10 protein-coding genes are annotated in these 12,784 nt (G+C 65.2%); 3 read left to right on the plus strand and 7 right to left on the minus strand.

The annotated features are described in order from the left end of the window. Positions 1-23 precede the first annotated feature (23 nt). The gene (locus tag QK290_RS05755) at positions 24-2,474 is read left to right on the plus strand and encodes an ATP-dependent DNA ligase (protein WP_282329724.1); all 2,451 of its coding nucleotides are present in this window, start codon (positions 24-26) and stop codon (positions 2,472-2,474) included. Positions 2,475-2,633: 159 nt separating this feature from the next. Here the strand turns inward: QK290_RS05755 and QK290_RS05760 are convergent, their stop codons facing one another. Both QK290_RS05760 and QK290_RS05765 read right to left on the minus strand, forming a co-directional pair. Further along, the gene (locus QK290_RS05760) at positions 2,634-2,894 is read right to left on the minus strand and encodes a hypothetical protein (protein WP_282329725.1); all 261 of its coding nucleotides are present in this window, start codon (positions 2,892-2,894) and stop codon (positions 2,634-2,636) included. 71 nt (positions 2,895-2,965) lie between these two features. After that, positions 2,966-3,178, minus strand: coding sequence for a hypothetical protein (locus QK290_RS05765; RefSeq protein ID WP_282329726.1), 213 nt, complete (start codon positions 3,176-3,178; stop codon positions 2,966-2,968). 489 nt (positions 3,179-3,667) lie between these two features. On the opposite strand from QK290_RS05765, the gene QK290_RS05770 reads away from it, so the two are divergent. Both QK290_RS05770 and QK290_RS05775 read left to right on the plus strand, forming a co-directional pair. Then, positions 3,668-5,278: an MFS transporter gene (locus QK290_RS05770; protein WP_282329727.1), complete on the plus strand. Its 1,611-nt coding sequence runs from the start codon at positions 3,668-3,670 to the stop codon at positions 5,276-5,278. Positions 5,279-5,480: 202 nt separating this feature from the next. Continuing rightward, entirely contained in the window at positions 5,481-6,560 is a 1,080-nt protein-coding gene (locus QK290_RS05775) for an FUSC family protein (RefSeq protein ID WP_282329728.1), read from the plus strand. Here the strand turns inward: QK290_RS05775 and QK290_RS05780 are convergent. From QK290_RS05780 to QK290_RS05800, 5 genes are read right to left on the minus strand one after another with little or no spacing between them, the layout of a single operon-like run. After that, on the minus strand, positions 6,526-7,293 hold the full coding sequence (locus QK290_RS05780; protein ID WP_282329730.1) for an SDR family NAD(P)-dependent oxidoreductase: 768 nt from the start codon (positions 7,291-7,293) through the stop codon (positions 6,526-6,528). The genes QK290_RS05775 and QK290_RS05780 overlap by 35 nt on opposite strands. A 9-nt stretch (positions 7,294-7,302) precedes the next feature. Continuing rightward, positions 7,303-9,162, minus strand: coding sequence for an IucA/IucC family siderophore biosynthesis protein (locus QK290_RS05785; RefSeq protein ID WP_282329867.1), 1,860 nt, complete (start codon positions 9,160-9,162; stop codon positions 7,303-7,305). Positions 9,163-9,173: 11 nt separating this feature from the next. Then, entirely contained in the window at positions 9,174-9,767 is a 594-nt protein-coding gene (locus QK290_RS05790) for a GNAT family N-acetyltransferase (protein WP_282329731.1), read from the minus strand. Beyond that, a complete protein-coding gene (locus QK290_RS05795; protein ID WP_282329732.1) occupies positions 9,764-11,128 on the minus strand; it encodes a lysine N(6)-hydroxylase/L-ornithine N(5)-oxygenase family protein in 1,365 nt (454 codons plus the stop codon). Before QK290_RS05795 ends, QK290_RS05790 begins: the two co-directional genes overlap by 4 nt. Next, entirely contained in the window at positions 11,125-12,747 is a 1,623-nt protein-coding gene (locus tag QK290_RS05800; RefSeq protein WP_282329869.1) for an aspartate aminotransferase family protein, read from the minus strand. The genes QK290_RS05795 and QK290_RS05800 overlap by 4 nt, the downstream gene beginning before the upstream one ends. Positions 12,748-12,784: the final 37 nt, after the last annotated feature.

The following is a 12,784-nucleotide window of genomic DNA, read 5'->3' on the forward strand; positions in this document are numbered from 1 at the left end:
CGTGGGGCCGGAGGTGAAGACCCATGGCCGGCCCTAAAGAGCGTGTCAGGGTGGCAGGCCGGGAACTGAACCTCACCAACCTGGACAAAATCATCTACCCGGAGACCGGCACCACCAAGGCCGACGTCCTGGCCTACTACGCCGCCGTGGCCCATGTCCTGATCCCCGCAGCGGCCAACAGGCCCGCCACCCGCAAGCGGTGGGTCAACGGCGTGGGCTCCCCCGGACAGCCCGGCGAGGTGTTCTTCCAAAAGAACCTGGAGGATTCAGCGCCCGGCTGGCTCCCCCGCGCCGCCATCACACACAAGGACCGGACCATCTACTACCCGATGGTGAACGATCCCGCCACGCTCACCTGGTTCGGCCAAATCAATTCGCTGGAAATCCACGTCCCCCAGTGGCAGGTGGACTCGCACGGCAAGCAGCTCAACCCGGACCGCCTGGTCCTTGACCTCGATCCCGGCGACGGCGCAGGCCTGGCGGAATGCGCCGAGGTTGCGTTCCTTGCGAGGGCCATCCTGCAGGACGTGGGCCTGGAACCCGTGCCGGTGACCAGCGGCAGCAAGGGCATCCACCTCTACGCCCGCCTTGACGGCACGCAGACCTCCGATCAGATCTCGGACTTTGCCCACGAACTGGCCCGCGCTCTGGAAGCGGACCACCCGAATCTCGCCGTCAGCGACATGAAAAAGACGCTGCGCAAAGGCAAAGTACTGGTGGACTGGAGCCAGAACAGCGCCGCCAAAACCACCATCGTGCCGTACTCCCTGCGCGGCCGCCTCACCCCCACCGTGGCTGCCCCGCGGACCTGGCAGGAGATCGGCTCCCCCAAGCTCGAGCACCTCGACTACAAAGCCGTGCTGCGCCGGGTCAAGGCGGGCAAGGACCCGTTCGCCGCCGTCGCCAGCGGTGCCGGGCACACGGGGGACGCACGTTCCCTGGGTCCTTCGGGCGAAGGGACGGACGACGTCGGCGCACACGCCCGCTTGGAGCGGTACCGGTCGATGCGGGACCCGGACGCGACGCCGGAACCGTTCTCCGGCACCTCGTTCTCCGGCGCCTCAGGAACCGGGGACACCTTCGTGATCCAGGAGCACCACGCGAGCAGGCTGCACTTCGATTTCCGGCTGGAGCACGAGGGTGTGCTGGTGTCGTGGGCCCTGCCGAAGGGCGTCCCGGAATCCGGCGGGAAGAACCACCTGGCGGTCCAGACCGAAGACCACCCCTTGGACTACGCCACTTTTGAGGGCACCATTCCCAAGGGCCAGTACGGCGCCGGCGAGGTCACCATCTGGGACCACGGCACGTATGAACTGGAGAAATGGATCAACGGCCGCGAGGTCATCGCCACCCTGACCGGCGCCGAGGGCGGGGGCCTGGGCGGCACCCGGAAGTTCGCCCTCATCCACACCGGCCGCGGGCAGGGCAGGGACACTGAAGGGCAATGGCTCATCCACCTGATGGACAAGGACCACCACACATTCCATCCACGGCGAGCCCACGTGGAGGATGAACCGGCGGCGGATTTCAGTCCCATGATGGCAACTTCCGGGACCGCCGCCGACCTTCACGGTAGCGATTGGCAGTTTGAACTGAAGTGGGACGGCGTGCGGGCCCTGCTGGTCGCGGACGAAAAGAAGGTCCGGATCTTCAGCCGCAACGGCATCGACGTCACCGCAACCTACCCGGAGCTGACGGACCGGTCCTGCTGGCCGGCGGGACCGTTTGTTGCCGACGGTGAGATCATCGCCGTCGGGCCTTCCGGGAAGCCCGACTTCGGGCTGCTTCAGGGGCGCATGAAGCTGACCCGGCCCGGCGACGTCGCCAAGGCCCGCGCAGACATCCCGGTCCGGCTGGTGCTCTTTGACCTGCTGTCCGACGGTGGCGAGGACCTTCGCCGGCTGCCGCTCGTCAAGCGGCGGCAACGCCTTGAGCAGTTTTATCGGCCTTCGGGGTGCCCGGTGGAGCTGTCTCCGGTCCTGGACGAAAGGATCGAGCACATTCTGGAAAGTGCGCAGGAGCTGGGGCTTGAGGGTGTCATGGCGAAGCGGACCGACAGCCGCTACGTCAGCGGGCGGCGGACCCGGACATGGATTAAGATCAAGCTGCACCAGACCCAGGAAGTTGTGGTGGGTGGCTGGCGGGCCGGCAAAGGCGGGCGGCAGAGCTCAGTAGGGTCGCTGCTCGTGGGGATCCCTGACGGCAACAAGTTGCGCTACGTTGGCCGGGTGGGCAGCGGGTTCAGCACCCGGGAACTGGAGGGACTGCGGCAGAAGGTGGACCATCTGGCCCGCAAGACGTCACCGTTCGAGGACGTTCCCGTTGAGGATGCCTCGGACGCCCATTGGGTGACGCCCCGGCTGGTCGGCGAGGTGACTTTCGGGGAATGGACAGGCAGCGGGAAGCTCCGGCATCCGGTGTGGCGGGGCTGGCGGCTGGACAAAACCGCCGACGAAGTGCTGCCGGAAGCCTAGCGCGGCGGCCTCGTGCTGCTGAGCAGCCGACGCGCAAATTCCTCCAGGACTCGCAAAATCTCCTGGGACACAGAAAAGGCCTGGCGACGCCCGAATTTGGGTCTCGCCAGGCCTTTTCTGTGTCGTCAGGTCAGATGCGCGTCGGCTGCGCAGGTGTTCCTAGGACGAGTGCGGCATCTGCGGGCGGCCGGTGCGGTGCACGGCCGTGACTGCAGCTTCCTGGCCCATGCGGCCGTGGCCTGCATCCCGCTCTTTGGGGTGCCGGTGCTTGCCGTTGCCGTCCGGCCATTGCTGTTCGCCAGCCATCGCCGCGGTCACCGCAATGGTGGCCGGGTCAGGCATGGACGGGGTGTCCATGGCTGCCGCGAGATGGCCCGCGACCTCCGGCTCAATCTTTGCTCCAGCATGTTTTTCAGCCATTTTTTCTTCCTTCCGCAATGAAATGAAGTGGTTACCAATAGTAGGTCTGGCGTGCTGTCCGGGCGCTGGAATTACCAGCGGACCTTCTTCTCCGCCGGGCCCTGCTTGCCGCTGGCGTGGGTGGGCTTGTGGCTCTTGCCGACGCTCTGCAGTCCGGCGTCGCCGCCCCGGGATTTGCTGGCGAGCATGGCCCGCTGCGCTTCGGTGAGCCCGGCCCGGATGCCCTTGGTGTCGGCGTCGTCCTGCGCGGGGTCGGGCTGGCTGGGAGTGTTGTTTTCAGTCATGTGGTGGAACCTTTCTGAGGAGAATCAGTGTGTCTGACGAGATCAGCTGGACGAGGCCTGTGGTACCAGGCCGCAGGCGTCCGACTACTCAAAAATCAGTGTTCCCATGGCTCAACAATAGGCAGTTTCAGCCTGGGTTGTGAACCCCCGGTTTCCGGCCCGCATGTAGGGCCGTCTAGCGGTCTGGGCTGGTGCCCGGATGGCCGTGGCGGCCGTCACTTTCCCGCGCAAATCAGGGGAAAATGGCCTAAAAAATGCGACGTGAACAAAAAGATTCGGTAACGATGGGCCTGAACCGCCCGAATCCCAGTGATGACGGGGCGAGACCAGCCAAAAGAAGTCCCTGAAAGCCGATGGAAACCCTCTTCAAGGAGGGCACTTTACGGTACAAAACTCTCATTTGCCATGGAATCCGCGTAAAATTGAAAGCCTGCCCAGAGCGGGGCAGCTACAAGTCGCAAGCAAATGACCTCCATAGGAGTCGCCCAAATGCCCACAGACCGAAGCACGACCGACTCTTCAGCAGGCGTGAACAACGCCAGCAGAACCAACAATGCAGGACCCAACAACGTACGACCCACCGCGCCAACAAGTGCGCGGAAACCTAAGATCCTTACGCGTCGCCGACTCAAAGAGTCCGACGTGAACGTGGTCAACCAGCCCATGCTTAAGAAAGCGCTCGGCGGAACCATCGTGGGTAACACCATGGAGTGGTTCGATGTCGGCGTATTCGGCTACCTGATCACCACCATGGGACCCGTCTTCCTTCCCGAGGCCGACAAGTCCGTCCAGACGCTGTTCCTGCTTGGAACGTTCGCGGCCACGTTTATTGCCCGTCCACTCGGCGGCATCGTGTTCGGCTGGCTCGGCGACAAGATCGGGCGCCAGAAGGTACTCGCCGCAACACTCATGATTATGGCTGCGAGCACGTTCGCCGTCGGACTCCTGCCCGGATACGCGCAGATCGGAATCTGGGCCGCTGTACTGCTGGTAGTCCTGAAGCTCATACAGGGCTTCTCCACCGGCGGTGAATACGCAGGCGCCACCACGTTCGTCAGCGAATACGCCCCGGATAAGCGCCGTGGATTCTTTGCAAGCTTCCTGGACATGGGCAGCTACCTTGGCTTTGCCCTGGGTGCGGCACTTGTTTCTGTCCTGCAGCTGACCCTTGGCCAGACAGCCATGGAGGAATGGGGCTGGCGCATACCCTTCCTGATTGCAGGGCCGTTGGGCCTCATCGCCATCTACTTCCGGAACAAGATCGAGGAATCCCCTCAGTTCCAGGCCACCTTGGATGCCCAGGAATCCATAGGGCAGGCCGCAGCAGCAGCTGACGTGGACGCAGCCAAGTCACCGGTCGGCATCGTCAAGGCCTATTGGCGCTCGCTCATCGTCGCGATGGTCCTTGTCGCCGCTGCCAACACCGCCGGCTACGCCTTGACGTCCTACATGCCGACGTACCTCACTGAGTCCAAAGGCTACGATCCCGTCCACGGAACGCTGCTGACCATCCCTGTACTGGTGATCATGAGCCTCTGCATCCCCCTGACCGGGAAGCTGTCCGACCGAATCGGCCGCCGTCCCGTGCTGTGGATCGGCGCCATCAGCACCGTGGTACTGGCCACGCCGGCGTTCCTCCTCATCGGTGTCGGTGAGGTGTGGTCCACGCTGGCGGGCCTCTCGCTGATCGCCTTCCCGGTCACGTTCTATGTTGCGAACCTCGCCTCGGCATTGCCCGCGCAGTTCCCGACAGCCAACAGGTACAGCGCCATGGGTATCGCCTACAACTTCGCCGTTGCCATCTTTGGTGGAACCACCCCGTTCATCGTTGCTGCGCTGATCAAGGCCACGGGCGATGACATGATGCCCGCGTACTACCTCATGCTGACGTCAGCCATCGGGGCTGTGGCCATCTACTTCCTGAAGGAATCGGCCAAGCGTCCGCTCCCAGGCTCCATGCCCAGCGTGGACACCCAGGCGGAAGCCAAGGAACTGGTAGCAACCCAGGACGAGAACCCGCTGATCGACCTGGCCGACATGCCGTTCGAATCCCAGGACGCCACCGATGCCGCGGCCGCTAAGGTCCCGGCCGGAGTCTAAGCAACACAGTTAAGCACCGCAAAAACAAAACCGGCCTGACGGGGCCGTCTTGTAGCCCGCGCTCAAAGGCCCGTCCCGCACGCTTTCCTTGGGGGAAGCACGCAGGGCGGGCCTTAGCGACGCCCTGTGACCCAGCTAATGGTGGCCCTTCCGGGCTTCTGCTAATTTTCGAACACGGGCTTGAAGAAAAGGTGGTGTTGCTGTGCGCAGAGTCATGGCCCATGCCCGAACCCTGCACGCGCTGGGCCCGGCGAACAACGACCGGCTCTCGGCCGTAAGGGTTGCCCTCAGCGTGGCGCTTCCCTCCTTGGCACTCCTGGTCATCGGCCGCCCAGAGCTGACTATGTACGCAGTGTTCGGCGCCCTGACCGGCATGTACGGACGCTCGGAATCCCATCAGCTGCGCCTCAAGCACCAGGCGCAGGCGGCAGTGGTCCTGGTCAGCGGCATCACGGTGGGCGTATTCCTGTCCCTCAACCACATCCACTCCTGGTGGCTGGTGCTGGTGGAGGCTCTGCTGGCCGGCATCGGGTCCCTGTTCTCCGACAAGGTGCAGCTCAAGCCGAACGGACCGTTCTTCGGCATCCTGGCACTAGGCGCCTGCGCCTCGGTTCCGACGAACGTGCCGTTCCTGACGGCCGTGCTGATCGGTGCAGCCTCGGCTGCATTCTCAATCCTTGTGGGCTTCGCCGGCTGGCTGCGGGTTCGGACCTGGCAAGCGGGCGCCATGCGGGACGTTCCGCGTCTCAGCGGCGAAATCCGTCAGGCCGCGCTGGTGCACGCAGCCCGCTATGTCCTGGCCGTCGGCGCCGCCGGCGCCTGCGGAGTGCTGAGCGGCAGCGGCCACCCGCACTGGGCCATGGCCGCGGCCGCCGTCCCGCTTGCCGGAGCCGACCTGCCCAGCCGCGTTCACCGCGGGATCCACCGCATCGTGGGGACGTTCCTCGGTTTGGCGCTGGTCGCCGTCGTCCTTTTCCCTGGTCCGCTGTCGCCGCTGCAATATTTCCCCGGCCACACCGCGGCCGTACTGGCGCTGTTGGTGATCGCATTCCAGTTCTCCACCGAGCTGTTCATGGCGCGGCACTACGGCTGGGCCATGGCATTCTTCACGCCGGTGATCCTGCTCATGACGCAGCTTGCCGCGCCCGCGGACCCGGGCCTGCTGGTCACCGAACGCGCGGTGGAAACCCTTGTAGGCGCGGCGATCGGCATCGCGGTGGTGATTGCGGTCCGCGCACCGCGGAAGACTACTGTTTCGGGCGTCGCGGCGGCCCGGACGTAAGCCGCGCCGGCAGCAATCGCGAGATGGCCGCCACCAGTTTGTAGCGTTTGGTGGGGATCGAAACGCCCTTCCCGCTTGCATTGTCCGCCAACCCGTCCCGGACCACCCAGTCCGCCCGCAGCCACATCCAGTGCGGCGCGACCGATTTGTCCATGCCCATGCGGTCATGGAATTCTGTGTGCGTAAATCCGGGGCACAGTGCCGTGACATGCACGCCTCTTGGTCCATACGCAATGTTGGCCCAGCGGCTGAAGCTGACCTGCCAGGCTTTCGCAGCCGAGTAGCTGCCGCGGTTGGCAAAAGCCGCCACGCTGGCCACGTTGATGATTCGGCCGGAATGCCGCTCCAGCATCCCCTGCAGGGCGGCATGGCAGAGCTCCATGGGGGTCTGCACGTGCAGGCGAAGGTGCCTCCGCTCGTCCTCCAGGGAATTTTTTTCGAACGAATGCAGCAGCCCGATCCCCGCATTGTTCACCAGGACCTCAACCGGCCGTGCAGCGTCCGTAAGACGCCCGACGACGGCAGCCACCCCGGCGTCGTCCGTCAGGTCGGCGGGCAGCACCTCAGTGGAAACGCTGTAATCACGCTCGAGTTCGTCAGCGATCTGCTGGAGCCGGGCGGCGTCGCGGGCCACCAGCACCATGTGGTGGCCTTCCTGCGCGAGCTGGCGGGCGAACTCCGCGCCCAGCCCTGCCGTTGCACCTGTGACGAGAGCTGTGGTTGGTGTCTCCATATGCCCAGACTAAGCGAACCTTGCCAGGGGGTTGGCGAGCCGGCCCGCCATCTGCAGCCCGCCGGACGGGTCGGTGAGGTCAAGCATCTGCTGGTTGTTCCGCAGCTGCAGCCGGTTCAGGCACGACAGTTCGAAGTCAGCCACGAACAGGTCGTGGCGGACGAACTGGTCCGCGAGCTCCGGGTTCTCCGCCTGGTAGTCCTGGATAACCCGGGCGGCCGTGCCCCAAAACTCCTCCTCACTGAGTTTGCCGTCCTCCACCAGCAGGGCGCCGAGGAAACGGAAGATGCAGTCGAACACATCCGTGAAGATGGCCAGGACCTTTTCGCTGTCGGGAATGTCCACCTGGATCCGTGACACCTCCTCGGGCAGGTCTAGGCGGCGCCCCATCACCACGATTTCCTCGGCAATGTCCTTCATAACCGCGCGCACTGGGACGCCGTCCTTCAGCACCAGGATCACGTTCTCTCCGTGCGGCATAAAGGCGAGTTCGTACCGGTAGAGGCAGTGGATCAGCGGGACGAGGTAAGCCTCGAAGTAGCGGCGCAGCCATTCGACCGGTTCCAGTCCGGAACGCTCGATCAGGGCAGACACCATCGGCTTGCCGGCCGAATCGACGTGCAGCAGCGACGCCATGGTGGCCAGCTGCTGGCCGTCCTCCAGCAGAGGGAGCGGACTTTCCCTCCACAGCACTGACAGCATCTTCCCGTAGGGCGAGCCTTTGGCGGACGCGGCCTCGTAGTAGCTGTTGTGGTAGCCGATCGCCGCGATCTCGCTGATCATGGCCACGCCGCGCTTCTGCAGGGCCGCGTCTGCCCGGATCAGGTCTTGCAGCCAGTCATTGATGGCCGGGGTGGCCTTCATGTACTGGGGCGAGAGTCCGCGCATAAAGCCCATGTTCAGGACGGACATCGCCGTCTTGACGTAGCTCTTGGCGGGCGCGGCTGTATTGAAGAACGTGCGGATGGACTGCTGGGCCTGGTAGCTGTCAGTCCCTGTCCCCAGATGGATGATGTGCTGCTGGGCGATCTCGGCAGCGAACGTGACGGTGAGCTTGTTCTCCCACTGCCAGGGATGCACCGGCATCAGGAAGTACTGCGCGGGGTCCACACCCTGGGCTGCGAATTCAGCGTCAAACGACTGCAGCGCGGCGGCGCCGAGCTCGGCCTCCAGGTGGGCACGGTAGTCCAGCCCGGCGCTGGAGGTGAAGACAGCCTTGCTGCGATGGACCCCGATCCACTCCAGGCTGACGGAGGCTCCGGTCTCCGGCGCGAACGCCCGGTAGTCGCTGACGCCGAAGCCCAGCCGGCCGTTGTTGGCCACAAAACACGGGTGACCCTCCGTCATGCTGCGTTCGATGGCCTGGAAGTCTGCTGCGGGGTCGGTGCCGCCGGTGACCCCTGCCGCGAGCTCTTCGGCGGATGGCTGTCCCTGCCACTGCTTGTAGGAATGCCCGGCCAGCGTGCTGCTGATCTCTTCGAGGTAGACCGGGAGCATCTCCTCCCGGATGCCCAGGGTGCCCCTGAACTCGGTGATGAAGCAAAGCGCGTCCGGGGCGGCGTCCTCGCCGCCCCGGGTGCAGCGGATGGAAGCTGCGTCCACCGACCAATGCTCCAGTTCCAGCACGCGTGCGGTGAACGAGTACGTGGTTGAGCCGTCGTCGCTTCGCACCGCGTATACCGCGGGCACTTCCGCACCCGTGGCACCCCCGCCGGAGCCCAGGCGCTGCGGCTCCAGGATGCGTTCGTGCAGGAATTCGGCGAGCGCCTTGCGGACCAGATGGCGGTTGGCCGTAGCCCAGCGCTCGGGCGCGAGGTGGGGAACGGTGTTGGCGGTGGTTCCCGCCGTTGCGGTGATGGCGGGGTTCAGTTCGAGAGTAGTCACAGTGGTGCTCCCTGGTGGATCGGGGCGGAAAGGTCATGGGAAGGGTCTTGGGGGTGGCGCAGCACTGCGCGGGCGGCGAGGTAGTCCTGGCGTGTGCAGAAGCTGAGCAGCGCTTCCTTGTCCGCCAGGTTGACTACCCCCGACGGATGGAAGCCGAGCCGCTCGTTGAGCACATGGATCTTGGAGTTCCTGGCGTCCGGTTCCACCACCACGCGTTCAACTCCTGGTTTTTCGAACAGCCGCTCCAGCACGGCATCCATCACCGCGGCCGTGTACCCCGGTTGGGGATCTCCCGACGGCGGCGCCACCAGCAGGTGCATGCCGATGTCGCCCTCCTGCACGGCATAGACGGCGGCAAGCGGCGAGGCGGCCGGAAGGTACTCCTCCATCAGGAAGGCGGGGGCTTCGTCGTGGTCGATCCCCAGCAAGGCATGGTGATGCCCCGTTGCCTGGATTCTTGAGTATTCCTCCACAACGCCGTCAACTGTGGAGGACAGCATCCCCCAGAACGACGCGTACGGCTGGGTCACCCAGCTGTGGAGGAGGGGTGCATCGGCAACAGCGTCAACACAGCGGAACGTGAAGCTCATGCGGACACCTCCGCAGCATGGATCGGAGCCGGCGCGGCGATCGGGCCTGGCTGCGGCGGCCCGAACTGCTGGAAAGCGATGCGCCGTTCCACTGGATAGACCTCGCAGCCGGTGATCTCGCGCAGGATGCACGAGTTGCGGTAGGCGGCCATGCCGAGGTCCGGGGTGACAAAGCCGTGCGTGTGCAGCTCGGCGTTCTGGACGAATATTTCGCCGGGTTCCACGCCGGTGCCGTAGTTGCGTGCCACGGCGAACCGGCCGGCGGCGTCCCTGGCGATCCGGTCCTGGATTCCGGCCAGGAATTCCGGCTCCCGGTAGGTGTAGCCGGTGGCCAGGACCACTGCTTCGCTGTCCAGAACATAATCCGAACCCTGCTCCTCGTGCCGGAGCCGCAGCGTGTGGGAACTGGCGGCCTGATCCCACGCGGCGCCGGTGAGTGACGAATGGGTGAGGATCTGGGTGTCCACCATGCCGGAAAGACTTTTGGTGTACAGGAGGTCGTAGATGGAATCGATCAGCTCGGAGTTGATCCCCTTGTAAAGGTTTTTCTGGCTTTTGATCAGGCCGTCACGCTGGTCCTGAGGCAGGCCATGGAAGTAATCCACGTACTCCGGCGAGGTCATCTCCAGGGTGAGCTTGGTGTACTCCAGCGGGAAGAAACGCCCGGACCGGGTGACCCAGTTCAGCTGGTAGCCGTAAGTGTCCATGTCCTGCAGCAGCTCATAGTAGATTTCCGCGGCGCTCTGGCCACTGCCCACGAGGGTGATGCTGCGTTTGGCCTGCAGCTCACTCTTCCTCGAAAGGTAGTCCGCGTTGTGGAGGACAAGTCCCCCGCCGTTCGCGGCCGCCTCGACTATTCCGTCACAGGACGCCGGCACGTAAGGCGAGGTGCCGGTGCCCAGCACCAGCCGCCGGGCCAGCAGCACCTCGGGCCCCTCCGGGCCTTCCACCGAAAGGCGGTACACGCCGGCGTCGTACGTTATATCCCGCACGGCTGTGCTAAAACGGACCGAGCGCAGCTGGCCGGCCACCCACTGGCAGTACTGGTTGTATTCGGCACGCAGCGGATAGAAGTTTTCGCGGATGTAAAAGCGGTAGAGCCGCCCGGTCTGCTTGAGGAAATTCAGGAATGAATAGGGCGAGGTGGGGTCTGCCAGCGTCACCAGGTCCGCCATAAACGGCACCTGGAGATGGGCAGGCTCCAGCATCATGCCGGGGTGCCAGTCGAAGGATTCCCGCTGCTCCAGGAAGACGCTGTCCAGCCCGTCCACCGGCTCGCTGAGGGCGGCGAGGCCCAGGTTGAAGGGCCCGACGCCGATCCCGGCGAAGTCGAAAATGCGCGGTTCGGTGGAGGTGCTCATCCGAACACCTCGCTGGTGCTGGGGCTGGCACTGTCGCTGGCCAGCAGCTGCGCGCCGGTGCGGCGCAGCAGCTCGATGATCGAGCTGACGTCCCCCAGGGTTGCTTCGGCGTTGAGGAGGGTGAACTTCAGGTAGTGCCTGCCGGCCACCTTGGTGCCGGCCACCACCGCCTGCCCGGACGCGAAGACCGCCGCGCGGATGGCCGGGTTGAGGGCGTCGGCCTCATCCTCGGAAAGCCGCCCGTGAGCGTCGGACACGGCGTCCGTGGGTTCAGAACCGGCCACACGGGGCCGGTACCGGAACACCAGTGTGCTGAGCTGCGGAGCGGCGGCGAGCTCAAAGTCGTCGTCGGCCGCGAGGACGGATCCCACGCGGGCGGCGAGATCGATCGCCTCATCAAACAGGGCGCCAATGGCATCCGCGCCCATGATGCGCAGGGTCAGCCACAGCTTGAGCGCGTCAAAGCGCCGGGTGGTCTGGATGCTCTTGTCCACCTGGTTGGGGACCTCGGCCAGGGCGGCGCTTTCCGGGTTCAGGTAGTCCGCGTAGTACGTGACGTGCTGGAGCATGGCGCGGTCGCGGACCAACAGGGCGCTGGAGCTGACGGGCTGGAAGAATGTTTTGTGGAAGTCCACGGTGACGGAGTCTGCCAGGCGGGCCCCCTCCAGCAGGTGGCGGTAGCGGCCGGAAACCATCAGCCCGCCGCCGTAAGCCGCATCAACGTGGAACCAGGCACCGTAGGCGCGGGCCAGGGCGGCGAGGTCCGCGAGCGGGTCCACTGCACCGAAGTCGGTTGTCCCGGCGGTGGCCACAACCGCCGTCGGCACCAGCCCGGCGTCGTGCGTTTCCGCCATGGCCTCGGCGAGCGCGGCAGGGTCCATCCTGTGGTCATCGGCGCACGGGACGGAGATCACGGCGTCGAAGCCCATGCCCAGCATGGACGCGGACTTCTGGATGCTGAAGTGGCTGTCCGCGGACGTGAAAATGCGCAGCTTTTCCAGCATGGCGGGCAGCCGGAGTCCGGCGTTGGCCGGCTCCTGCCGCAGGCCGGCAACGGCGTGGTTGCGCGCGATCAGCAGCGCCTGCAGGTTGGACTGACTGCCGCCGGAGGTGAATACGCCGTCGGCTGCAGCCCCCAGCTGCAGGCGTTCGGCGGTCCAGTCGATGAGCCGGCGTTCGATCATGGTGGCCCCGGCGCTCTGGTCCCAGGTGTCCATCGAGGAGTTCACCGCGGACAGGATGGCCTCCCCCACCAGCGCCGGAATCACCACCGGGCAGTTCAGGTGGGCCGCGTACTTCGCATCGTGGAAGTAGATGGCGTCCCGGAGGTACACGGTCTCCAGCTCCTCCAGGGCCGCCGCGGTGTCCGGGAGCGGCTGGTCCAGGTCCACGGCGCCGATGCGCGCCTTCATTTCGGCAGGCCCGACGCCGGTAAAGGGCCTGGTGGTGCGGTCGATTTTGGTGGCCACGGCGTTGACGCCCTGCAGAACCTGCGCCACGTACCGGGTGGAGTTCCTGGTGTTGAACAGATGGTTGGTGGCAGCGAGGGCCAGCTCCACCCGTGAACCGAAATCCTGCCCGGGCAGGGTTTCGCCCACCCGATTCTCATCCACGTACATCTCATCAACACGGGGCAGCAGCGGCACAGTGGTCATC

Origin of the sequence: Pseudarthrobacter sp. AL07, assembly GCF_029960665.1 — a bacterium.
GTDB lineage: Bacteria > Actinomycetota > Actinomycetes > Actinomycetales > Micrococcaceae > Arthrobacter.